The organism is Proteus mirabilis HI4320, assembly GCF_000069965.1.
Classification (GTDB): Bacteria; Pseudomonadota; Gammaproteobacteria; order Enterobacterales; family Enterobacteriaceae; genus Proteus; species Proteus mirabilis.
This window is the reverse complement of the sequence record NC_010554.1, coordinates 1,688,036-1,712,884: the sequence shown is the minus strand read 5'-3', so window position 1 is coordinate 1,712,884 and position 24,849 is coordinate 1,688,036. Positions and strand designations below refer to the sequence as shown.

Annotated in this window: 18 protein-coding genes and 1 riboswitch; of the genes, 5 read left to right on the top strand and 13 right to left on the bottom strand. The window is 39.4% G+C overall.

What is annotated here, in order from left to right; translation table 11 throughout:
* Positions 1 to 368: 368 nt before the first annotated feature.
* Both PMI_RS07815 and PMI_RS07810 read left to right on the top strand, forming a co-directional pair.
* Positions 369 to 1,838, top strand: a complete 1,470-nt coding sequence (locus tag PMI_RS07815) for an alanine/glycine:cation symporter family protein (protein WP_004243466.1) — start codon at positions 369 to 371, stop codon at positions 1,836 to 1,838.
* A gap of 130 nt (positions 1,839 to 1,968) precedes the next feature.
* Positions 1,969 to 2,853 carry a peptidoglycan recognition protein family protein gene (locus PMI_RS07810; RefSeq protein WP_012368044.1) on the top strand — a complete coding sequence of 295 codons (885 nt, stop codon included), beginning with the start codon at positions 1,969 to 1,971 and terminating at the stop codon, positions 2,851 to 2,853.
* A gap of 67 nt (positions 2,854 to 2,920) precedes the next feature.
* On the opposite strand, the gene brnQ is transcribed toward PMI_RS07810, so the two are convergent.
* The 3 genes from brnQ to PMI_RS07795 all read right to left on the bottom strand — a co-directional run bounded on the left by brnQ (position 2,921) and on the right by PMI_RS07795 (position 5,891).
* The gene (gene brnQ, locus PMI_RS07805; RefSeq protein WP_004243464.1) at positions 2,921 to 4,273 is read right to left on the bottom strand and encodes a branched-chain amino acid transport system II carrier protein; all 1,353 of its coding nucleotides are present in this window, start codon (positions 4,271 to 4,273) and stop codon (positions 2,921 to 2,923) included.
* 301 nt (positions 4,274 to 4,574) lie between these two features.
* Positions 4,575 to 5,381 (bottom strand): sugar-phosphatase, encoded by an 807-nt coding sequence (yidA, locus tag PMI_RS07800; protein ID WP_004248301.1) that lies wholly within the window; start codon positions 5,379 to 5,381, stop codon positions 4,575 to 4,577.
* Positions 5,382 to 5,504: 123 nt separating this feature from the next.
* The gene (locus PMI_RS07795) at positions 5,505 to 5,891 is read right to left on the bottom strand and encodes a helix-turn-helix domain-containing protein (RefSeq protein WP_004243460.1); all 387 of its coding nucleotides are present in this window, start codon (positions 5,889 to 5,891) and stop codon (positions 5,505 to 5,507) included.
* Positions 5,892 to 6,108: 217 nt separating this feature from the next.
* Between PMI_RS07795 and mgrB the strand changes: the two genes are divergently transcribed.
* Together mgrB and PMI_RS07785 are read left to right on the top strand one after the other, a co-directional pair.
* Positions 6,109 to 6,405 carry a PhoP/PhoQ regulatory lipoprotein MgrB gene (gene mgrB / locus PMI_RS19785; RefSeq protein ID WP_004243459.1) on the top strand — a complete coding sequence of 99 codons (297 nt, stop codon included), beginning with the start codon at positions 6,109 to 6,111 and terminating at the stop codon, positions 6,403 to 6,405.
* 146 nt (positions 6,406 to 6,551) lie between these two features.
* Positions 6,552 to 7,934: an amino acid permease gene (locus PMI_RS07785; RefSeq protein WP_004248300.1), complete on the top strand. Its 1,383-nt coding sequence runs from the start codon at positions 6,552 to 6,554 to the stop codon at positions 7,932 to 7,934.
* 100 nt (positions 7,935 to 8,034) lie between these two features.
* Here the strand turns inward: PMI_RS07785 and pagP are convergent, their stop codons facing one another.
* Both pagP and PMI_RS07775 read right to left on the bottom strand, forming a co-directional pair.
* Positions 8,035 to 8,673: a lipid IV(A) palmitoyltransferase PagP gene (gene pagP / locus PMI_RS07780; protein WP_232504912.1), complete on the bottom strand. Its 639-nt coding sequence runs from the start codon at positions 8,671 to 8,673 to the stop codon at positions 8,035 to 8,037.
* 617 nt (positions 8,674 to 9,290) lie between these two features.
* On the bottom strand, positions 9,291 to 9,935 hold the full coding sequence (locus PMI_RS07775; protein WP_004243455.1) for a hypothetical protein: 645 nt from the start codon (positions 9,933 to 9,935) through the stop codon (positions 9,291 to 9,293).
* Positions 9,936 to 10,259: 324 nt separating this feature from the next.
* Positions 10,260 to 10,348: riboswitch (TPP riboswitch) on the top strand.
* A gap of 50 nt (positions 10,349 to 10,398) precedes the next feature.
* On the opposite strand from PMI_RS07775, the gene thiD reads away from it, so the two are divergent.
* Positions 10,399 to 11,196, top strand: coding sequence for a bifunctional hydroxymethylpyrimidine kinase/phosphomethylpyrimidine kinase (gene thiD / locus PMI_RS07770; RefSeq protein ID WP_004248297.1), 798 nt, complete (start codon positions 10,399 to 10,401; stop codon positions 11,194 to 11,196).
* Positions 11,197 to 11,249: 53 nt separating this feature from the next.
* Here the strand turns inward: thiD and fbaB are convergent, their stop codons facing one another.
* The 8 genes from fbaB to PMI_RS07730 form a co-directional block, all read right to left on the bottom strand.
* Entirely contained in the window at positions 11,250 to 12,299 is a 1,050-nt protein-coding gene (fbaB, locus tag PMI_RS07765) for a class I fructose-bisphosphate aldolase (RefSeq protein ID WP_004243453.1), read from the bottom strand.
* A gap of 49 nt (positions 12,300 to 12,348) precedes the next feature.
* A complete protein-coding gene (yegS, locus tag PMI_RS07760) occupies positions 12,349 to 13,242 on the bottom strand; it encodes a lipid kinase YegS (RefSeq protein ID WP_004243451.1) in 894 nt (297 codons plus the stop codon).
* Positions 13,243 to 13,550: 308 nt separating this feature from the next.
* Entirely contained in the window at positions 13,551 to 14,930 is a 1,380-nt protein-coding gene (trhP, locus tag PMI_RS07755; protein ID WP_012368042.1) for a prephenate-dependent tRNA uridine(34) hydroxylase TrhP, read from the bottom strand.
* Positions 14,931 to 15,049: 119 nt separating this feature from the next.
* Positions 15,050 to 15,757, bottom strand: a complete 708-nt coding sequence (gene baeR / locus PMI_RS07750; RefSeq protein WP_004243449.1) for an envelope stress response regulator BaeR — start codon at positions 15,755 to 15,757, stop codon at positions 15,050 to 15,052.
* A gap of 65 nt (positions 15,758 to 15,822) precedes the next feature.
* Positions 15,823 to 17,199: an envelope stress sensor histidine kinase BaeS gene (gene baeS / locus PMI_RS07745; RefSeq protein WP_012368041.1), complete on the bottom strand. Its 1,377-nt coding sequence runs from the start codon at positions 17,197 to 17,199 to the stop codon at positions 15,823 to 15,825.
* A complete protein-coding gene (gene mdtC, locus PMI_RS07740) occupies positions 17,196 to 20,279 on the bottom strand; it encodes a multidrug efflux RND transporter permease subunit MdtC (RefSeq protein ID WP_004243447.1) in 3,084 nt (1,027 codons plus the stop codon). Before mdtC ends, baeS begins: the two co-directional genes overlap by 4 nt.
* On the bottom strand, positions 20,276 to 23,407 hold the full coding sequence (locus PMI_RS07735) for an MdtB/MuxB family multidrug efflux RND transporter permease subunit (RefSeq protein WP_004243446.1): 3,132 nt from the start codon (positions 23,405 to 23,407) through the stop codon (positions 20,276 to 20,278). The genes mdtC and PMI_RS07735 overlap by 4 nt, the downstream gene beginning before the upstream one ends.
* Positions 23,407 to 24,642 carry an MdtA/MuxA family multidrug efflux RND transporter periplasmic adaptor subunit gene (locus PMI_RS07730; RefSeq protein ID WP_012368040.1) on the bottom strand — a complete coding sequence of 412 codons (1,236 nt, stop codon included), beginning with the start codon at positions 24,640 to 24,642 and terminating at the stop codon, positions 23,407 to 23,409. The genes PMI_RS07735 and PMI_RS07730 overlap by 1 nt, the downstream gene beginning before the upstream one ends.
* Between the last annotated feature and the right edge of the window lie 207 nt (positions 24,643 to 24,849).

Sequence of the window (24,849 nt, the reverse complement as noted above, 5' to 3'; positions counted from 1 at the left end):
CTTTTAGCATGTTGTTAAATAATCAATTAACAATATTTTGTAGATCAGTAAATTTATTTTATTATATAATATAGAATGTTTTAATTATTTATCTAAATGATATTTATAGGTTTTTTATTTTGTTATGCTAAAGTTTCTAGTTAATAAGATAATTAAATAGAATGATTAAATAATAAAAAAATAAACAAAAAATATACATATCGTATAATCTTGTGTTACATTTAAGTCGCTTTTTAGACAATCATTTTTGATATGAGATAAAGACATACATAAGCCATTTATTGGTTCAATTATAGGTGTTTATCTGTTTTTTATTTCAATAGCGATGTAAGGATAGGTTATATACGTTATTACATAAGGGGATTAATTTGACAGGGCTAATTAACTTTGCAAATAACATTTTATGGGGATATGTACTTATTTACTTACTCCTTGGTGTGGGTATTTATTTCACTATTCGAACAGGATTTATTCAAATCCGCCATTTTGGTCATATGTTTTCTATTTTAAAAAATAGTCATAAGTCAGATAAATCAGGTATCTCTTCATTCCAAGCTTTATGTACAAGTTTAGCTGCACGTGTTGGAACAGGTAACTTAACCGGTGTAGCAATTGCGCTGACCGCAGGTGGCCCTGGGGCCATTTTTTGGATGTGGGTAGTTGCAATTATAGGTATGGCGACTTCCTTAATAGAAAGTACATTAGCACAGTTGTATAAAACTAAAGATGATGAAGGTAACTATCGCGGTGGCCCTGCTTATTATATGACAAAAGGTCTCAATATGCGTTGGATGGGCGTATTATTCGCCATTTTCCTCATCATTGCCTTCGGACTTGTTTTTAATGCGGTACAAGCTAACTCAATAGCGCAAGCAGCTGCATCAGCATTTAATTTCGATCCATTATATGTTGGTATTGGACTGGTGGTGATGAGCGGCTTTATTATTTTTGGCGGTCTACGTTGGATTGCGCGTGTTGCTGAGCTGGTTGTACCCATTATGGCTATCGCCTATTTATTATTAGCATTTTGGGTTGTCGCAGATCATTTTGAACGTTTACCTGAAGTGTTTATGCTAATTTTTAAAAGCGCATTTGGTTTACAGGAAGCCGCAGCAGGGGCAATTGGCTATGGTATTAGTCAAGCGATGACCCAAGGTATTCAACGCGGCCTATTTTCTAATGAAGCAGGTATGGGATCTGCACCTAATGCCGCCGCTTCTGCAACACCTTACCCACCTCATCCAGCATCGCAAGGTTATATTCAGATGTTAGGGGTATTTATGGATACCTTGGTGATTTGTAGTGCGACTGCAGTGATTATTTTATCTTCAGGTGTGTTAGATAATTATCAAGATGGTATTAATGGTATTCAGTTAACCCAGCTAGCATTATCGTCAACTGTCGGTGGTTGGGGGAGTACTTTTATTGCTGTTGCGATTTTTTTCTTTGCCTTTACATCGATTATTGCAAATTATGCCTATGCTGAAAGTAATATGATTTTTTTAGGCCGCAATCATATGACAGGGCTATTCTTACTCAGATCAGCTGTACTGGCGATGGTGATGTTTGGCGCTTTGGCTGAAATGCCGTTAGTGTGGAAAATGGCTGATCTCTCGATGGGATTGATGGCTGTCACTAACTTAATTGCCATTATTTTACTTTCAGGCGTCGCTTTGAAGTTAATTAAAGATTATAACCAACAGCGACAAGCTGGTGTATTACCCACTTTCAATATTCGCCAATACCCTGAATTACAAAATGATATAGAGCAAGGTATTTGGGATAAAGAGCCTTTACCGAATGAGCCGTTAGTCCGCTGTGAAAAGGTGAGGCAATAATTGAGCAAGTACGGTATTCATTAAAAAATTATTAAAAAAAAACCAAAATACAAAACCCATATTTTTTAATATGGGTTTTTTGTCTACAATTTAGCCTTAAATTTATAGTCTAATGTATTCAGGATGGATAATGATCTTTAGTCGCTACAGTCTCTTTTTACTTGTTACTTTGGGGTTGCTTTCAGGTTGTGTTCAGCAACCTCAGCTTATTGATAGGGGGGATTATTTTGCACAAGTTGTTCCCAATAATCCTGGGCAAGATAATCGCGTAAAATTTTTAGTTATGCACTACACCGCCGTTGACGATAAAGAATCGTTAAAAACGTTAACTTCGGGAAATGTAAGCAGTCATTATTTAATTCCTACCAAACCAAATTATGTTGATGGTAAGCCGGTTGTGTTTGCTTTAGTGAGTGAAGATAAAAGAGCATGGCATGCAGGGCTAAGTCAGTGGGGAAATAGTGCAGGTTTGAATGATGGTTCAATTGGTATTGAGATAGTGAATTATGGTTATAACGATCAGGGTACATTAAGAGAGTGGTTACCTTATACCGCAGAACAACTCTCAACCATTACTATGATGATGAAAGATATTATTCAACGCTATGGTATTGAACCACAAAATGTAGTCGGGCATAGTGATATTGCACCACAACGCAAAGTTGATCCAGGGCCACTTTTCCCATGGGCTGAATTAGCGAAACAAGGAATAGGCGCTTGGCCAGATGATGAAACAGTTACTTTCTATTTAGCGGGAAGAGCTGCATCGGAGCCTGTTGATATTGCTAATTTTCAAACCTTGTTAGCGAAGTATGGTTATCAAACACCAACAACAGGGATATTAGATCCTGAAACGCAAAAAGTGGTTAGCGCATTTCAAATGCATTTTAGACCAAGTGATATTAAAGGTATTCCTGATGCGCAGTCAGAAGCTATTTTAATGGCGTTAATTGATAAATATCGAACTAAGTGGATACAGCCATCAACTGAGCCAATAAAACATTCAGATAATTGATCGTTATTAAGGATAAAAACTAGCCCCAAAGTGACCATTTACTTTGGGGCTAGTTGCTATAATGGATTTATTTTACTGTATTAGGTGTAGCAATTTCTGTGTCGGTTTCTTTAAAACTGAGACTAATTAGTAATGAAATTGCGAATGCAATAATACCCGGTAATAACCAACCTAGCCCATACTCAGACAGTGGAATGTAACTAAATAGTTGTAATAAATCTCCATTTAGCCATTTTAACTGTTTTAATGTGTCAAGTAGGCTCATTAAAACAATGACACAGATTGTAAAGCGGTAAGTAAAACGCGGTGATTTTAGTTTATGGCGAACAAATTGTAGTAAGACTAGTGTCACCGATGTTGGATAAATCATTAATAATGCAGGAATAGTGACACGTAATAAGGTATCAAGACCAAAAGTAGAGACTAACGTCGTTAACAGTGTAAATACTACAACCCAGAAGCGATAGCCTAAACGATGATGGAATGTCGCAAAGTAGTCTGCCGCAGCACTAGTAACCCCGACTAAGGTTGTCATACTGGCTAATAAAACAATCCCGCCCATCAACCAAGTACCGACAGAGCCAAATAAAGCGTCTACGTAGCGTGAGAAGATTTGACCACCGTTAGTGGCATTTAGTGCCGGATCAGCAAAAACAGATACTGCGTGACTTGTGGCACCTAAATAGAATAAACATAAATAAAGGGCGGCTAAGAGTAAAACCGAAATCATCCCCGCTTTTATGGTGATAAAACCAATTTGTTTAGGATTGGTGATCCCTTTGGTATATAACGCACGAGCGACGATCCCGCCAAAAGCCATAGCAGATAGCACATCCATGGTTTGATAACCGTCAATAATACCGGAGAAGAAGCCATTTACCGCATAAAGGCCGGTAGGCTCTTCAATAGGGGAAAGCGGTTTAGCCACTACAGCAATACCAACGACAACCAGAAGTATTAAGAGCGCTGGGGTCATGAATTTACCGATGGCACTGATCATCGTACCTTGTTTAAGCATAAAGAACATACTTAATAGGTTAAATATTAATGCGAAAGTCAGATGGGTCGTAGTATTTTTTTCAATAAGACCAAGAGGTAAAAATCCCATCTCATAGGCGGTGTTCGTGACCCGAGGCATTGCAAAGGTAGAACCGACAATCAGGTAAAGTGCAATCCAAAATAACACCGCAAACCATGATGGCAAGTCGATAGAAAGGCGTTCACCACGTCCACGAATAGCTACGGTGACTAAGGTTAAAAAAGGGAGTAAGACACCTGTAACCAAAAATCCTAATGACGTACTAAACCATTGGTTTCCAGATTGGAAACCTGCCATTGGAGGGAAAATAATATTACCAGCGCCAAGGAAAAGAGCAAAAACCATCATTCCAAGGACTAGCATGTCTTTTGTTGAAAGCATAACTAATACTACCTGTCTGAGAGAGAATATATTAATAATTTATACTTGTTATTCTATATTTAGCCTAATTACTAGGTAATTATCTTGTAAAAATAGTGTTTGAATAACGAAAAGAGAATTGATAGTAACAAATTCTGACGGAGATGTAAGAAGAAATAGGTGTTTAATCCTGATCCAGCAGGAAAAGGAGCATAATAAATGGCTATAAAGCAGGGGGGCAAGCAGTGTGATCCTCTAGCTAGGATCACAATTGCTATATAATTTTGTAGACATTAGTGATAAAACACAAAAAATATCGTGTTTAAATAAATTTATTGATAGCGACAGCAACACCGTGTTCTTTATTAGATAATGTAATAAATTTCGCCACTTTTTTGATCTCTTCAGGGGCGTTTCCCATCGCAACACCCAATCCCGCATACTGTAACATCGCTAAATCATTATCTTGATCGCCAATACACATTATTTTCTCTGGAGTGATTTTTAAATGTTCTGCTATTTTTTGTACCGCGTTTCCTTTATTGACATCGGTATTTAATATCTCAATAAAATAAGGAGCGCTACGTAATATGCTGTATTGTTGATAGATATTAGCAGGTAAATATTGCATTGCGTTATCTAATACCGTAGGTGTACCAACGATCATAAATTTACTAAAGCGCATATCTCTTTGCATTTCGCTTAAGGGGCGATAATAGAGAGGTGTCCACGTTAAGAATGCTTCACGACAAGTAAAATGGCTAATATGGCGATTGGTGGTATAAATTTTATTATCACTTAAAACATGAAAGTGAACACCTATCTCACGGGAGAGATCTTCAAAATAGAGGTAATCTTCAAAATTGAGCAAGTCTTCGGTGATAATTTCACCATTTTCTGCTTGGTGAATTTGGCTACCATTATTGCTAATGCAAAAGTTATCAGATGTATCAAGATTCAGTGCTTTTAAATAGGGAGAGATGCCGTTAAAAGATCGCCCAGATGCAAGAACAATATGCACTCCAGAATTTTTAGCATGTTGGATCGCTTGATGTACTTCAGGTGTGATCTCATGTTGTTCGTTTAGTAACGTTCCATCTAAATCAATAACGATAAGCTTAATACTCATTATCATCCCCATATTAAAGTAAAGCAGTTAATGGTTGGTAAGGGCGAGGTATTATCATCACATAACTGGGGCTTTATTTATGTGACACGAAAGAGAATATCTCTATGCCACATAAAAGTCAGTCTAATCACAACAAAGTGATTGCAAATGTAAGGGCTGTTTTGTCTCTAACTCGATATTTTGATTTTGCCTAAAGTCAAATGGAGTGATGCCATACTCTTTACGAAACATATAAGTAAAGTGTGATTGCGAGCCAAAGCCGAAATCTAATGCAATATCAAATATTGAGCGGTCACTGGTGCGTAAAAGATGGATAGCCCCCGCTAAACGGCGTTGGCGAATATACTTTCCTAAAGAGGTGCCCGTGACTTCTTTAAAAATTTTCTGCATATGCCAAAGGGAATAGCCGGAGTAAGCCGCTAGCTCTTCAAGGTGTATTACGCGACCTAAATGCTCCTCAATCCATTTACTTAGCGCGCAAACTAATGCGAGATGATTATCTTGTGGCATTACAGTTCCATTCTATCGATGAAGTTAAGGTAAAAAACAAAATTAACTCCTTAATATTATACAAAAAGTGGCAAACAGAGAAATCCATATTAGTTGATTGCTGTTTCTATGTGTTGGCAAAATGTGTAATTAAAATAAAAATGCCTATTTTGCGTACAATTAAGAAAAAATAGTGCCAATTATCTGTTTTCTGTCGAGGAAGCATTTAACTTTCTTTATGAAAACTATGCTAAATTTAATCTTAGAGATAACTTATTGCGAATTTTATAACAACAGTGATAGGCGTTGTTATCGTATTAAAGCGAATGCCTATTTTGTAATAAGTACTATTAACAAAATGTATTTAAAGGATTTTAATTTGAACGCAAAGAAAATAATTATTAGCTTAATAATTATATTAGCTATCAGCTTGGGGTTGTACCTTGTGGCGTTAGATAATTTTTGCGATCAAGGCGAAGATTTTCAGCAAGGTATCTGTCGCTTTACCATCTTATTCCCCTCTAAGCAGCCGTAAAAAACCCGCTTTCTATGCTTTTTCCCCTCTATCACAAAATGTATTTGTTATTCAAGTCAGATTAGTGTTTTAATGGTGGCTTGAAATAAACAAAATCGTAAACATTGATTTACACTTTTACCTGATAGATGAAGAAAAGAGGATGTATGGCGAAAGAGTCGCAACAAGCAGAATTAAAGCGCGGTCTTAAAAATCGACATATCCAGCTGATTGCGCTGGGTGGGGCTGTCGGCGCTGGTCTGTTTCTTGGTATCGCGCAAACCATTAATATGACTGGGCCATCAGTTATATTAGGCTATGCGATTGGTGGTTTTATTGCGTTTATGATCATGCGCCAACTTGGTGAAATGGTTGCCGAAGAGCCGGTTGCGGGTTCATTTAGTCACTTTGCCAATAAGTATTGGGGGCCATTTGCTGGCTTTTTATCAGGTTGGAACTACTGGGTTATGTTTATTCTTGTCGGTATGGCTGAATTAACCGCCGCAGGAAAATATATTAATTATTGGTTACCTGATATTCCGGTGTGGGTTTCGGTAGCGGTGTTTTTTGTTGCTATTAATTTAATTAACCTAATTAATGTCAGAATGTATGGTGAAACCGAGTTTTGGTTTGCCATTATAAAAGTTTTGGCGATCGTTGGTATGATTTTATTTGGTAGCTATTTATTGGTCAGTGGTAATGGTGGTCCGCAAGCTTCTGTGAGCAATTTATGGGAGCTAGGTTTCTTCCCTCATGGCTTTACTGGGTTTATGTCTGCATTAGCTATTGTGATGTTCTCATTTGGGGGACTTGAGCTGGTGGGGATCACCGCCGCAGAAGCAGAAAATCCTAAAGTAAGTATTCCCAAAGCAACTAACCAAGTTGTTTATCGTATTTTGATTTTCTATATTGGTTCATTGATTGTACTGCTTTCTCTTTATCCTTGGACCCAAGTGGTGAAAGGAGAAAGTCCTTTCGTACTTATTTTCCATAATTTAGATAATTTTGTTGTTGCCCATATTTTAAATGCGGTGGTTTTAACCGCGGCATTATCTGTCTATAACAGTGGCGTTTATTCTAATAGCCGGATGCTGTACGGTTTAGCCAAACAAGGCAATGCACCGCATTCATTATCTAAGGTTAATAAACGTGGTGTACCTGTTATTTCTTTGGGGTTATCTGCGATAGCCACATCACTCGGGATTTTGGTTAACTATTTACTCCCTGATCAAGCTTTAGAGCTATTAATGGCATTAGTGGTAACAACATTAGTGCTTAACTGGATCATGATCTGTTTAGCAAACTTAAAATTCCGTGCAGCTAAAATTAAAGAGGGTGTAGAGCCTTCATTTAAAGCACTTTGGTATCCTTATGGTAACTATCTGTGTTTAGCCTTTTTATGTATGATTTTGGTCATTATTCTAATGATGCCAAAAATTAATATTTCCGTTATTTTGATGCCATTTTGGGTAGGCTTGCTCTGGATAGGTTTTAAGATCTCAAGAACTAAAAAATCGCTGACAACCACACAAGCAAGGCAAGATAGTTAAATTATCTTGGCTAAGTTAGCCTAAGCGAAAGATAAGAAAAACGCGATATTAAAAAAGTGACTCTAAAAAGAGTCACTTTATTTTTTATTAGGGCAATCGATCACTGCCAACGTAACCAAGCAAATAAAACATTACCGTTATTATAGGTTCCTGGTACATAAGTCGCCTGTAATGATAAGTGTTCATAACCGACTGACACTAGCGGTAGAGGTAATGGCATAGGAATATAGTTATACTCATGACGAGCAGTCACACTTAAGGTAAAGCCCGCCCCCATGCGAAAACCCTCTCTATCTCCACCGGGATACCACATTTTTTCAAAACCATAGCCCATAATAGGTTGTACACGATTATTGGAATCCATAAAGGCCATAGCATATAAGCCATGCCAATCACCCTCATTATCATAACGATATTTACCCATACCAAATCCCCAAGGCGTTTCGTTATAACGATTGGTTTTTTCTTTATCGTAAGTAAAACGGTTATGCCAAGTCCATACCGGTAAATAGTAGTTATATTGGTCATTATCCCAAGTTTGGGTAAGATTACGTTTAAATTTTCCCCAATAGCTTTCCTCATTTTTTTCTGAGAAAGTGTTCTCTGCTGGCTGAGGTTTTTTTGTCGTAATAGTCTGAGGTGTGTTTTGCGTATTTTCAGAAGCAAAAGCAGGTGCTGTTAACGTAACTGAAAACAGTGTAGCTGCTAATAGGCTAGAGTGAAAATAGGTAGATGACATATATAACTCCGAATACGGCATTGCGGTGGTTCTGGTAATGTTAAAAAAATTTGTGCCATAGTGTTATTGAATTAGTGAAATATTCAGATAAGAGCTATCCGAAATTGAACTATTTTAATAACATTATATTTAATTTCAAATGGTTACAAAGAGATGTATCTCAGTTGCTCCCATTTAAAAGATAATTATTTATAGTATTAGTTAATATAATTGAGGATTTATTAAGCTTAATAATGATACATAATTTATTAGATTTTAGAATAAAACAAACTAAGCAAGATAATAACGATTAAATATTATCTAAAAAACATTATAACATAATATAACGATTACATATCCATCGGTTTTTTTATCGCATATTGAAATATTAATATAACGTTAATAATGAATAGTGTTTGTTATATGGGCAAAATTGCAAAGGAGCAGGATAATAGAGTAATTAATAATGAGAGTTAAATAAAAAAAGCAAAAAACGAAGATGTGTTTATAAAGTGTTTAAGTTTTATGGCTGCTGGATAAAGTGATCACTTCACTATAGCACCCCTAAAGAAGGGGTAAATCTGTGAGTTATGAGTAACGAGGGGAAAACCCACAGATTTTAAGAAAAAATCGTTTAATTATTGAGATAACGGTTCTTTACTAATAACTAATAGTCGATGAGTATGAATATCGCGATCTTTTTCCCAGCAAAACGCATCCCATTTATTATAAAAGTCTTCCACACTATCAATTAAATGTAATGGTCGATCCATTTCAGTGCCATCTGAAGCATAAATATAATATCCTTCACTAAAAGCCCATAAAATCATATCAATCCAAAAACCTTTACCATCAGAGGTTTGTTCCTCATCAGTCACAACAATATTGTGTACTTTTAATAGGTTATAAAAGAAAGTGCGGGGTAAATCTCTTATTACATTGCGATGTTTAGGAAGGCGAGAACGCCATACTTTTATTTGAGTACATGTTGTTTGTCCATAAACGATATCTTGTCGAAATCTTAGTTCAACTAAATAGGCTGTTTCGCTTTCTTTATTAGTAGTAATAAGTCTATATTGATCTCTATGAACAGCTTTAACTAACCGATAGCCCGTAGGAATTTCAAAACCGTCTAAAGAAATATCTTTTACCCCTTGGGTTATAAATTGTATTGTATGTTCAATATTTTTGGCTGGTAGTTTTAATTTCGCATTAAAATCTGCATCAGGAATAAGATAAGGCATTGATTGTCCATTTTGTTGTTGCGATGGTTCATTTTTCATTTAGCCCCTCCGCATATCAGTGGTGGTCAAGAAATGCATTATAAATACCTCATTTAGCAGATTATATATCGATTGTCGTTAAAATGAGCAAAATATTTTATTTTATGCTTATCATTGTTTTATGTTGAGAATATATATTCAAGATTGATAGCTAATAAAATATAAATCATCGAGCCTGCCTCTATTATAGATAAGCTAGATTAATTTATCTTCTAAAATAGAAAAGTTAACTTAAAGCACGTTAAGTGAGCTGATAAAGGTTGTCACTATCAAACTAGCTTCTTTATCTTCTGCATGCGATACTCTTGTGGCTTATATCATATAAGCTTTGGCTCGGGGCGCCTATTGGCTGAGATGAACCCGTATAACCTGATCTGGATAATGCCAGCGTAGGGAAGTCAAGGTCACTGTGCTGATTAACAGAGCCCGACTTTTCTGTAACTGGTAAAGGAGGAGTTAATCAGTGAGATATAACGCGTTGTCTATCGCCGGCACCGATCCGAGTGGTGGGGCGGGGATACAGGCTGATCTGAAAACATTTTCCGCACTGGGTGTATATGGCACAACAGTCATGACTGCACTGGTAGCGCAAAATACCTGTGGTGTACACTCTGTCTATGATTTATCCCCAGATTTTGTCGCAGCACAATTAGATGCGGTACTTTCTGATGTCAGAATAGATAGCGCTAAAATTGGTATGCTTTCTAATGCCAGTATTATTGATGTCGTTTGCGATAAACTGCAGCAATATCCCATTCCTTTTGTCGTACTTGATACTGTTATGCTTGCCAAAAGCGGCGATCCACTGTTACAACCTGATGCTATTGATAAAATGTTCACTCAGTTATTACCCCGCGTTGATTTGATCACGCCAAATCTGCCTGAGGCGGCAGCACTATTAGGTTGTGATATCGCGACAGATGAAACAACTATGAAACAACAAGGTGAAGCATTACTTTATCAAGGTTGTCAGGCGGTATTGATGAAAGGGGGCCATTTAAGCGAGAAAGAAAGTCCTGATTGGTTATTGACCCAAGATGGGCAATGGCGATTTACTTCACCGCGCATCAATACAAAAAATACTCACGGTACGGGATGCACACTTTCAGCCGCTTTAGCTGCTATTCGTCCTCAAGTTTCTGATTGGCAAAGTTGTGTTGAACAAGCAAAAGCCTATTTACAGCAAGCGTTAGAACAGGCAGACAGTTTAGAGGTGGGACAAGGTTTCGGCCCTGTACATCATTTTCATCGCTGGTGGTGATATCAAAAAGCCCCTATTAAAGGGGCTTCAATGCGTAATTTAATCGTAAAAAATTAAGCAATAGTCACAGATTTATCTAAATAGACATCTTGTACGGCATTAATTAGAGCAACACCGTCTTTCATGGATTTCTTAAAGGCTTTACGACCTAAGATAAGCCCCATGCCCCCAGCACGTTTATTAATGACTGCAGTACGTACTGCATCAGCAAGATCATTATTACCCGATGCTCCACCTGAGTTAATTAATCCTGCACGTCCCATATAGCAGTTAGCTAATTGGTAACGCACTAAATCAATGGGGTTTTCGCTCGTCAGTTTAGTGTAAACACGCTCATCAGTATGACCAAAACCAATCGCTTTAAAGCCACCGTTATTTTCAGCCATTTTCTGTTTAACAATATCGGCACCAATGGTTGATGCTAAATGGTTAGCTTGACCTGTTAAATCAGCACTTGCATGGTAATCAACCCCATCTTTCTTAAAGGCTGGATTACGTAAATATGCCCATAATACGGTAACCATGCCTAATTCATGGGCACGTTCAAATGCCATCGAGATCTCTTCGATTTGGCGGCGGCTTTCTGGAGAACCAAAATAGATAGTCGCACCTACAGCAACAGCGCCCATTTCAAAGGCTTGTTCAACACTGGCATATAGCGTTTGGTCGTATTGAGTTGGATAGCTTAATGTTTCGTTATGATTAAGTTTTACCAAAAATGGGATTTTGTGTGCATAACGACGAGAAACAGAAGCTAGAACACCATAGGTGGAAGCAACACAGTTACATCCGGCTTCAATGGCAAGCTCAACAATATTTTTGGGATCAAAATAGAGTGGGTTCGCGGCAAATGAGGCAGCGGCAGAGTGTTCAACACCCTGATCGACAGGTAAAATAGAAAGATAACCCGTTCCTGCTAAACGACCATGGTTAAACAGGGTTTGCATAGAACGCAATACGGTATTAGGGCGATTGTTATCAATCATCACACGATCAACAAAGTCAGAACCTGGCAGGTAGAGATTTTCGCTTGGGATGGTTTGGCAGCGATGTTCCAATAATGAGTTAGCATCAGCACCTAACAAACTTACTATATCAGTCATTACTTACTCCAGTTCACGATGAGATGATAGTGATTGTCATTTATCTACATTAAGATAACAAGTCACATTGGGGCGGTAACCGGCAGTGGATCGCTTCAGGTAGTACAATAAATTCAAATTTATCCCCTAAAAGGGGTTCACCATCTAAATTAAATACCATTTCATGAGCCGCACTAATAGTGACCCAATCACTTTCTCGCTCAATAATTTTGTCATTTTTCTTACGATCGAACAGACTGGTTAATAGAGAAGGAAGCAATTCACGGGCTTCAACAAGGGTAATATTGAGTTTATTGTCATTAATCAGTGCTTCGGGGCAAAGTTGTTGTCCACCTCCCGCTTGGCGTCCATTACCAATACCGATAATTAAAGCTTCACCTTTCCAATGAAAATTTTCAGCTTCAACGGTGCATTGATCCGCTTTTAAGGTATCAATACGCAATAAACCATTAATAAAATAAGCAGCACCACCTAAGGCAGATTTTAGTGCTTCAGGGGTTTCAGTGGTGATCTTGGTACCAAAGCCTCCTGAGGCCATATTGATAAAGTAATGTGTTTTGTTCACATTAATAATATCGACAGGAACGGCGCGACCTTTAATCGCTAAACTGAGCGCTTTGTCCATCTCTAATGGGATTTGTGCACTGGTGGCAAAATCATTTGCAGTCCCTAAAGGGATAATGCCTAACGCGGGGGGCGAAGAGGGGGCTAAACGAACCAGCTCAGAGGCGACATTGTTGATCGTACCATCACCCCCTGCGGCGATAATGGTTTGCGCTTGAATATGTAGTGCTTCTTGCACAAAGCGTTGAATATCACTTGATTCCCATGTCACTCTGACTTGGATATCATTACCTTCCTTGCGTTGTTGATAAACCGCTTGTCGCAGAGCCTCATTGCCTGAGTTTTTTCCATTGATAATCAGCAAACTGATTTGGCCCATCAATATGACTCCTTAATTAATATGACTTATTTAAAGATAATGGATATTAGGCGAATTACCATTTTTTTTACAAAGTATCACCAAAGCCAAAAGCAATTTACGTTACTCAAAAAATAATAATAAAAATAGCGGGGGATAAAAAAAGAAAAGGCAAATCCAAGGGAGATTGGATTTGCCAAGGAGGTGGTTCCTAGTCTTACTGTATTCATTCTAGTTCTTTATTTTTCGAAATAGATAATACGGCAAATGAATAGGTATTGATGTGATCTATCTTTGAAATTGACCACATCAAATCAGATAATGATGATTTACTTCACTTCTACCGCATCAATTTTATGAGGTTGACGGGTTGTCGTTCCTGGCAGATTACGAATAAGCAGTGCAAAGTTTAAATCAACATCGTCAGGAACAGGTAAATAAACCACATGGCCATTACCCGGAGCAACATCTGTCGGTTGTTGTTTTTTATTAAATAACGCATCTAAAGTGAATTGAATATTTCCTGTTGGTGTCATTAGCTCTAAGCTATCACCTAAGATAAATTTATTTTTAACATCCACTTCAGCTAAACCGTTAACACGTTTACCTGTAAATTCCCCTACAAACTGTTGTGTATCTGATACAGAATAGCCGTATTCATAGGTTTGGTAGGCATCATGGGTATGGCGACGTAAAAAACCTTCGGTATAACCGCGGTGTGCCAAACCTTCTAGCGTTGTCAGCAGTGTCGGATCGAAAGGCTTACCTGCAACAGCATCATCAATAGCACGGCGATACATCTGTGCTGTGCGTGCGCAATAATAGAAAGATTTAGTACGACCTTCAATTTTCAGTGAATGTACACCCATCTTAGTTAATTGCTCAACGTGTTCGATAGCGCGCAGATCTTTTGAGTTCATAATATAAGTACCGTGTTCGTCTTCGAACGCAGTCATATATTCACCCGGACGTTTAGCTTCTTCAATTAAGAACACTTTATCAGTGGGGGCACCTACACCTAACGTTGGCTCAACATTTTTTACCGGGATAGGTTGGTACTTCTCGATGATATTCCCCACTTCATCTTCTTTGCCTTCTTCAACTTTGTATTCCCAACGGCAGGCATTTGTGCATGTACCTTGGTTTGGGTCACGTTTATTGATATAGCCTGATAATAAGCAACGACCCGAATAAGCCATACACAAGGCCCCGTGAACGAAGACTTCAAGCTCCATATCAGGGACTTGTTTACGAATTTCTGCAATTTCGTCAATAGATAGCTCACGAGAAAGAATAACGCGAGTTAAGCCCATTTGACGCCAGAATTTTACGGTAGCCCAGTTAACGGCGTTAGCTTGTACTGAAAGGTGGATATCCATATCAGGGAAAGCTTCACGCACCATCATGATCAAACCCGGATCAGACATAATCAGCGCATCAGGCCCCATATCAATAACTGGTTTTAAGTCACGGATAAAGGTTTTTAATTTTGCATTATGGGGGGCGATGTTAACCACAACATAGAAGCGTTTACCTAATTCATGCGCTTCTTGTATTCCTTTAGCAAGGTTTTCGTGATTAAACTCATTATTACGTACGCGTAAACTATAGCGAGGCTGACCTGCATAGACCGCGTCTGCGCCATAAGCGAATGCATAGCGCATATTTTTTAATGAGCCTGCAGGAGAGAGCAATTCGGGTGTAAACATGATTAATTTCCTGGTTCTGATTTCAAGTCAGTCCCCTACACAAAAGGTAAGGGTATATCATAAAGGGGAGGATTCTAGCGCTTAACTGTAGCGAGGTTCAATGTATTCCTGAAAAAATATCATCGAAAACGATAGGCTGCGGTTTCCCAACGATAGCCTTGTCCATAAATTGAACGAATAAATTCAATTTGATCGTTAAGTTGCTCAAGTTTGCGCCGTAAGTTTTTTATATGGCTATCAATAGTACGGTCGGTTACGATGCGATAATCATCATACAGATGATCCATTAACTGGTCACGGCTTAACACTTTGCCCGGTTGTGTAGCTAATGCTTTAATAAGACGAAATTCAGCGGTAGTTAAATCAAGAATTTTATTATGATATTGAATTTGGTAAGCCTGCTCATCAATAATAACTAAGGCGCTATTTTGCACAATATCCTGTGGCCGATAATAGCGACGCAATAATGTTTTTACACGGGCAACCACTTCTCGAGGGCTATAAGGTTTGCAAATATAATCATCAGCACCAATTTCCAACCCTAATAGTCGGTCTACTTCTTCTGTTTTTGCGGTGACCATAATAATAGGAATATCGGAGAACTGACGTAACTCTTTGCATAGGGTAATGCCATCTTTACCCGGTAGCATCAGATCAAGCAGGACTAAATCGTAATGAGATTGTTTGATATGTTGTATAACCTCAGTACCATCTGCCAGCCACTGCGTTTGATAATCAGATGCTTGAAGATAATCAATAAGTAATTGTGCCAATTTCGGCTCATCTTCAACGATTAAAATTGAATATGTAGATGTGGTCGTGGTCATTGTCTATATGGCTCAATAGTTATCAATTAGGACAATAATATTCAGTATAATCAATAGAGCAAAATTTAATTATCTTCAGAATAGACAGGTAATACGATAAGTATTTTTACTCCACCGATAGCGGATGGCATAGCCATGATTTTACCATTATGAGCTTCGACAATATTTTCGCAAATCGCAAGCCCCAAACCAGAGCCGCCGCTGGAACGATTACGAGAGCTTTCAGCCCGATAAAAACGTTGGAATACCGCTTCATATTGTGCTTTATCTAGCCCCGGGGCACTATCTTCCCACACAATCAACACATTATTATGTTCTCTTTTGCTACTAATATGCAATTGACCACCAGAATTGGTATAACGAACACTGTTTTCTAATAGATTATGAAAAAGTTGGATCAACCTATCCGGATCAGCTTGAACAATCAGTTTGACGTTATCATCTAAATCAGTCTGTAAAGCAATCTCTTTGGCTTGATAAATATGCCGATAAGAGGCGACAGCTAACAAAATAATTTCATTAATATCAATAAAATCCTTACGATAGGTCAAAGAGCCTCTATCAGATAATGATAACTGATGTAGATCGTTTACCAGTTTAGTTAAATTTGTTACTTCAAAGAGTAATGAATTTAACGTTTCTGCAGTTGGCTTTCTTACACCATCTTGTAACGCTTCAAGCTCTCCTTTTAAGATAGCCAATGGCGTACGTAACTCATGGGAGATATCTGCCATATAATCACGGCGAATTTGCTCATTTTTTTCCAGTGTACTGGCAAGTTGATTAAAATCCGTTGCTAGCTGGCTGATTTCATCTTTATTGGTTGGGGTCACGCGAACAGCAAAATCGCCAGCGGCTAATTTATGGGTTGCCTCCACTAATCGCTTTACTGGGCGGATCATGCTGCGTGACAGTATTAACGTAATTAATAGCGCAAAAAGCACCGTTAAGCCGGCAATGATCCAACTGGTGCGTAACTGTTGCTTATCAAAGCTAATATCTGCTTCGTTGCTGATTTTATCCGCTGCACTGACAATCACCCAGCCGACAATTTCATCATGATAAGTAATAGGTTTTTTAAAGGTTTCTGCGGGAAATTGATTATCATGGCCAAATAAGCGTTTCATCTGTTTATCGACGATCCAAAACTGAGTACGCCATCCTCGAGGGGCAGGGCCTTCACCACTTTGACTTATTTGGTCAATGGTTCGTAGTATCTGATAAATAGAGCGATCGTCTCGATTGAGAAAACGCCAATCTCCGGTTAATTGATATTGATCGCTTAACGCTTCGGCTAACAAGGTTGCCCGCTGTTCACTGTTTTTCTTGATATAGCCAATAAACCCCTGCTGGAAGCTACTACGAATACCGATATGCATAGCAAATACCACTATCATGCAAGTCGCGAAGATCACCAAAAATAGCTTACTTCTTAGTTTCATGCATTTGCCTCTTTTTTGTTATGGCGTCGCTGTTGCCAACGTTGGCGAACACCATCAAAAAACAGATAGATAATCGGAGTGGTATACAGGGTTAATAATTGGCTCATAAGCAAGCCACCCACAATGGTAATGCCTAATGGCTGCCTTAATTCCGCACCATCACCACTACTTAGCATCAGAGGTAAAGCGCCAAAGAGCGCGGCTAAGGTAGTCATAATAATAGGGCGGAAACGCAATAAACTGGCTTGAATAATCGCTTCTTGAGCGGATAGTTTTCCTTCTCGTTGAGCCGTAATCGCAAAATCCACCATAATAATGGCATTTTTCTTCACAATACCAATTAACAACATAATGCCAATAAGAGCAATTAAGCTAAAGGGGGTATCAAACAAGCGCAGTGCTAATAATGCGCCAACACCGGCAGAAGGCAATGTGGATAAAATAGTCAATGGATGAATATAGCTCTCATAAAGCACACCAAGGACAATATAGACGGTGACAATAGCCGCTAAGATCAAGATAAGCTGTGACTTAATGGTTTCTTGAAAAATTTGCGCTGTACCCGCAAAGGTGCCTCGTACCGTGTTAGGTACACCTAACTCTGTCATGGTTCGCTCAATGGCGTTAATGGCATCAGATAAGGTATAGCCCTCTGGCACATTAAAAGCGATGGTAGAGGCGGCAGACAACCCTTGGTGATTAACACTTAAAGGTGCATTAGCGGGATACCAACTGGCAAATGCAGATAATGGAATACGTTCACCTTGTGTATTCATCACATACATTTTATCCAGTGCAGAAACATCTTGCGTATATTGTTCAGACACTTCCATCACGACTTTATACTGATTTAGCGGGGCATAAATGGTAGAGATCTGCCGCTGTCCAAAGGCGTTATTTAATAAATTATTGGCATCACTGACATTAATGCCTAATTGCGACATAGTATCGCGATCATAAGTGAGTGCCATTTCGGCACCTTTATCTTCTTTATCTGAGTTGACATCAACCAGCTCAGGTAATTCGCCTAACGCTTTACGTATTAATGGCTCCCATTTACGTAATTCACTTAAATCATCAGCGAGTAAAGTAAACTGATAACTGGCATTAGCTTGGCGTCCTCCAGCACGTACATCTTGTACAGGCATTAAAAATAGTGTTGCACCGGGTTCATTAGCCAGTTTGATACGAAGGCGATTGATCACTTGATTTGCACTATCTGTGCGCTCTGAGAGCGGATTAAGTGAAATAAACATAAATCCACTATTAATACGTCCTCCCCCCGTAAATCCCGTGACGCTATCAACATCTTTATCTGCATTAATCTCCTGCATAAAACGGGTCATTTTTTCTTTCATCGATTGGAATGAAATACTTTGGTCTGCACGTACAAATCCCATTAAACGACCGGTATCTTGATCTGGAAAAAAGGTTTTCGGCGCACTGATATATAAATAAGCATTCAGTCCTAAGGTGGTAATAAAAATAGCCATGATCCAGCGTTTATGCCGTAATGCCGCTTGTAGTGTGACACTGTAACCTTGTTGTAAGCGAAAAATTAACTTACCAAATCCGCGTAAATGTGACTGTGCTTTGGGTTTTATGCCTTTTAATAAATGGGCACACATCATTGGGGTTAATGTTAAGGAGACAAATAAAGAGATCCCAATCGCGGTGGTTAAGGTAATGGCAAACTCTTTAAAAAGTCGTCCGACAAGGCCATCCATCAACAAGAGAGGAATAAATACCGCCACCAATGAAATACTCATTGAAAGTACCGTAAAGCCCACTTCGCTAACCCCTTTTAGGGCGGCTTGTTTAGGTTTTAAGCCATTTTCGATATGGCGAGAGATATTTTCGAGTACGACAATCGCATCATCCACGACAAAGCCGGTTGCAACCGTTAATGCCATTAATGATAGATTGTTTAAGCTAAAGCCACATAAATACATGGCTGAAAAAGTACCAATTAATGAAACGGGTACGGCAACAGCGGGGATCAAGGTAGCACGCCCTGAACGTAGAAATAAGAATACCACTAAAATAACCAGTGCCACGGCAATCGCTAATGCGCGTTCAACTTCTGCTAACGAGGCACGAATAGTGGGGGTTCTATCTTGAGCTACCTTTAAATTGACACTGGCAGGGAGTAGCTCACGTAATTCGGGGAGTTCATCACGAATGCGGTTGACAGTTTCGATGATATTGGCGCCTGCTTCACGGCGAATAACCAGTAAAATAGCCGGTTCACCACCACTCATTCCTGCCGCCCGTGCGTTTTGTACAGAGTCTGTCACTTGGGCAACATCACTTAAACGCACGATAGCATCTTGATTATAATGCACAATAATTGGGCGATAATCTTGAGCTTTGCTTAACTCATCGTTAGTTTGTATCTGCCAACGATTTTCATCATTATGAATAAAGCCTTGTGGTCTTCTGACATTGGATTGACTAATGGCTTTGCGTACATCATCAAGACTGACATTTTGATTAAATAGCGCATCAGGATTGAGTGCAACACGCACAGCCGGCAATGAACCTCCCCCTACGGAAACTTCACTTACTCCTTCAATTTGCGAAATTTTTTGTGCCAAGCGTGTTGATGCGAGATCATAAAGCTCACCGGTATTTTGTGTCTCTGAGGTCAGCGTTAAGATCATAATCGGTGCATCAGAAGGATTTGATTTGTAATAACGCGGGCGACTTGGCATACCTGAAGGTAATAGGCTTTGTGAGGCATTTAACGCAGCCTGTACATCTCTAGCTGCGGTATTAATATCTTTATTTAAGTCAAATACTAATGTGATACTGGTACTACCTAAAGCACTACTTGACGTCATCTCATCAATCCCCGCAATACGCCCTAAGGAGCGTTCAAGGGGAGTGGCAACAGAAGAAGCCATCGTTTCAGGTGATGCCCCCGGTAATGAGGCATAAATATTAATGACCGGATAATCAACTTGTGGCAGTGGTGCGACAGGTAACAACATAAAACCTAACGCACCACAAAGAGAAATGGCTAGGCTAAGTAGTGTAGTAGCAACAGGTCGTTGAATAAATAGAGCAAACAGCTTCATGACACCGCTCCATTATCATGTTCAACGCGTTTATGGCGATTAAGGTAAAGTGATAACTTATCAAACAGCAAATAGATAACAGGGGTGGTAAATAAGGTGAGTATTTGACTCATAATTAAGCCTCCCACCATGCATACACCTAATGGTTGGCGTAATTCAGCCCCTACGCCAGTGCTTAGCATTAAAGGTAATGCACCTAATAACGCAGCCATAGTGGTCATTAAAATAGGGCGAAAACGTAGCAGACAAGCTTGATAAATTGCTTCGTAAGGAGATAGTCCTTGTTCTCTTTCAGCGGCCAGTGCGAAATCGATCATCATGATGGCATTTTTCTTAACAATACCAATCAACAAAATGATGCCAATAATCGCAATAATATCTAGCTCATTACCGGCTGCCATCAGTGCCAATAAAGCACCGACACCCGCAGTAGGTAGGGTAGATAAAATAGTAATTGGGTGAATAAAACTTTCGTATAACACGCCTAATACAATATACATAGCAACGATGGCCGCAATGATAAGCCACAGCGTGCTGGAAAGGGCGCTTTCAAAAGCTAATGTAGCCCCTTGAAACTGTGTCGTAATATCTTTTGGCATCGCAATTTGCTCTTCTGCTTGCTTAACGGCATTAACAGCAGCTTCAAGAGATGCGTCTTTCGCGACATTAAATGAGAATGTGGTAGCAGGAAATTGCTCTTGGTGATTGATAGATAAAGGCGCGAGACGTTGCTCCACAGAGGCAATAGATAAGAGTGGCACCATAGCACCCTCTTTGCCGGTTAAATGAACTGCAGAAAGTGCCTGTAGTCCTTCACTATTGTGCATATTCTGTTCTAAGACAACACGATACTGATTTGCTTGGGTGTAAATCGTTGAAATAAGTCGCTGTCCAAAGGCATTATACAGCGCATTATCAATGGCACTCATTGAGATCCCTAAGCGACTGGCTGAATCTCTATCTACATTGATATAGGCCATCATCCCATCAGCTTGCCAATCACTGCTGATGTCGGTAAGTTCCGGACTCTCTTGTAGTGCCTGTGATAATTTAGGCACCCAATAGGCAAGCTCATCGAGCGAGGTTGCTTGCAAGGTAAATTGATATTGAGTACGGGAAACTTGTGTATCAATAGTTAAGTCTTGTGTGGGTTGTAAATAGAGTGTAATTCCTGCAATAGACGCGACTCGTGCTTGTAAACGAGGAATAATTTCATCAATACGTGAATCACGTTGATCGAGGGGTTTTAAGGTAATTTGCAAGCGACCTGTATTGAGGGTGGCATTACTGCCATCGATACCCACAAAGCTCGCAATATTTTCAACAGCCGGATCGTCAATCAGTTTCTCAACCACTTGTTGCTGTTTTTCAACCATCGCTTGATAAGAAATGGATTGTGAGGTTTCTATTGTACCTTGTAGTAACCCATTATCTTGTAAAGGGAAAAAGCCTTTAGGGATAAATAGATAGAGCAAAACTGTTAATGCTAATGTACTGAGGGCAACACCTAATGTTATCCATTGATGATTTAATACACGTTTTAACCAAACCGCATACACGGCGATCATCTTTTCAAAAAAGCGCTCACAAGCCATTTCAAAACGATTGTGCTTAATTTGACTTTCTGGTTTAAGTAAGCGTGCGCACATCATCGGCGTTAAGGTTAAAGAGACTACCGCGGAAATTAAAATCGCCACGGCTAAGGTAATGGCAAACTCTCTAAATAAACGACCAACAATATCTCCCATAAATAACAGAGGGATCAGTACGGCAATTAAAGAAAAAGTCAGTGAGATAATAGTAAAGCCGATTTCTCCCGCCCCTTTTAAGGCTGCGGTTAACGGCTTATCTCCTCGCTCTAGATAACGGGAGATATTTTCTATCACCACAATGGCGTCATCAACCACAAAGCCTGTCGCAATGGTAAGTGCCATTAAGGTGAGGTTATTGACAGAAAAACCGCAAAAATACATCACCGCAAAAGTACCCACTAAGGAGAGGGGGACGGCAATGCTAGGAATAAGAGTGGCAACACCATTACGTAAAAATAGATAGATAACCATGACCACAAGTGCAATCGCCAAGCCCAGTTCAAACTGGACATCTTTCACTGATGCCCGAATAGTCGTGGTTCTATCGGTTAAGATCTCAACATTTACCGACTTAGGCAAATTAGACACTAAATCCGGTAATAAATTACGAATATTATCCGTTGTTTCAATAACATTAACACCCGGTTGGCGTTGCACATTGATAATAATGGCTTGTTGATTATTGGCCCAAGCACCAAGCTGGTTATTTTCTGGGGCTTGTTCAATGGTGGCAATATCGGCAAGGCGGATGGGGGCGCCATTTTTATAGCTAACAATCAGTTTGCGATAATCATCTAATGATTTCATTTGATCGTTGGCGGATAATGTTACCGAGCGAGTGGGGCCATCAAGGCTACCTTTGGCAGAGTTAACATTGGCATTATTAATAGCCACGCGGATTGTTTCACTATCTAACCCATAAGAGGCGGCAGCTTGGGCATTCAATTTTACGCGCACAGCAGGGCGTTGTCCGCCGGCTAAAGAGACTAAACCAACGCCGTTAACTTGCGATATTTTCTGCGATATTCGCGTTTCTACCATATCCTGTAGCTGTGTCATCGGCAATACAGAACTGGTGACGGCTAAGGTTAGCACTGGCGGATCAGCCGGATTTACTTTGCTGTAAATGGGCGGATAAGGTAAATCAGTAGGTAATAAGTTAGTTGCTGCATTAATGGCCGCTTGTACTTCTTGCTCTGCGACATCTAACGGTAATGTGAGTTGGAACATCAGTGTAATGACTGATGCCCCACCTGAACTTTGTGAGGACATCTGTTTTAAGCCTGACATCTGTCCAAATTGACGCTCTAACGGTGCTGTTACCGCAGAGGTCATCACCTCGGGGTTTGCCCCAGGATAGAGTGTGACGACTTGAATGGTCGGATAATCAACTTCAGGTAATGCCGACACTGGCAGCATACGATAACCGACAATTCCTGCTAATAAAATCGCGACCATAAACAGCGTTGTTGCCACTGGACGTAAAATAAATAAACGAGATGGCCCACCACCTGTAGCGGGGATTTTTTCGCTCATTATGCTTTCTCCGCAACAACGGGATCAGTGGTTTTAGCTTTAGGTGCCAGCGGTGTTACAATCTCGACTTTGGCACCTTGCGTTAATCTATCCACACCATCGGTGACAACACGTTGATTAGCGGATAACCCTGAGGCAATGACAACTTTATCTGCATTTTGTGATGCAACCTCAACAGCGAGTTTGCTGACTTTGTTTTCCTCATCAACAACCCAAACAAAGTGTCCTTCATTTCCCATTTGTAATGCTGCATTGGGGATCACTACCGCTTTTTCTAATGTAGTGACATATAAACGAATATTGACAAATTGATTGGGAAATAGCGTACTTTCTTGTTGAGGAAAACGGGCTTTTAATTTGATAGTCCCTGTAGTGGCATCAATTTGATTATCAACACTAAATAGTGCCCCTTGTGCTAATTCAATTTTATTATTTCTGTCTAATGCAATAACCGGTAATGTAGGGTTATTTTTACGGGCTAAGATAACCTGTGATAGATCTTGCTCTGGTAATGTAAAGAGCACATCAACAGGATCCATCTGATTAATAACGACAATTGGCGTAGATGAGCCACCAGAAATATAGTTACCGACATCAACCTGCTTTAATCCAACCCGTCCTGAAATAGGGGCCGTTATTTTGCTATAGGTTAATTGTAATTGTGCATTATTAATTGCTGCTTTATCGATACTAATACTGGCTTCAGACTGTTTGACTAAAGCCGCTTGGTTGTCTAATTCTTGTTGTGAAACCAAATGGGTCTTTGCCAGTTTTTGGTAGCGAGCTAAATCAAGGCGCGCATTTGCCAGTGTGGCCTGATCTTTTGCCAATTGCCCTTTAGCTTGCGCTAATTGCACTTCAAAAGGACGTGGGTCGATTTCTGCTAACAAATCGCCTTGATTCACTTGTTGGCCTTCGGTGAAATGCAACGCCATTAATTGCCCTTCCACACGGCTTGTCACGGTCACACTATTGACGGCTTTCACTGTACCTAAAGCAGTTAAAAATTGCGGCACATCTTCTTGTGCAGATGTCGCCACTTGTACAGGAGGCATCGGTGGTCGTCTTGAGCCAGCTGTACTTCTATTTGGTGTATTCGCAGTAGGGGTATCTTTACTCACAGGAGGTGCGCTGTTGTTTGAAGAGTATTGCCAATAGGCGATAGCGCCAGCGATAACAATAAGCAGGATGATAATAAGAGAAAATCTTTTTTTGGTCTTTTTGTTGTTATTCATTGCGTTGGTGATCCTACTGACAACTCGCTAATTGAGAAAAAATGAAATGACACAATCAATTATGACATTCTACCTATTTCTTTAGGGGTAAAAATGGAGGAAATATGAAAATTGAGTCAAGGAATGTGTTTATTGATTATATTCTAATCAGTTGTTGTCACTTAGCAATAATATGCTGGGGTTATATCTTTTTATAAAGAGAAAAAA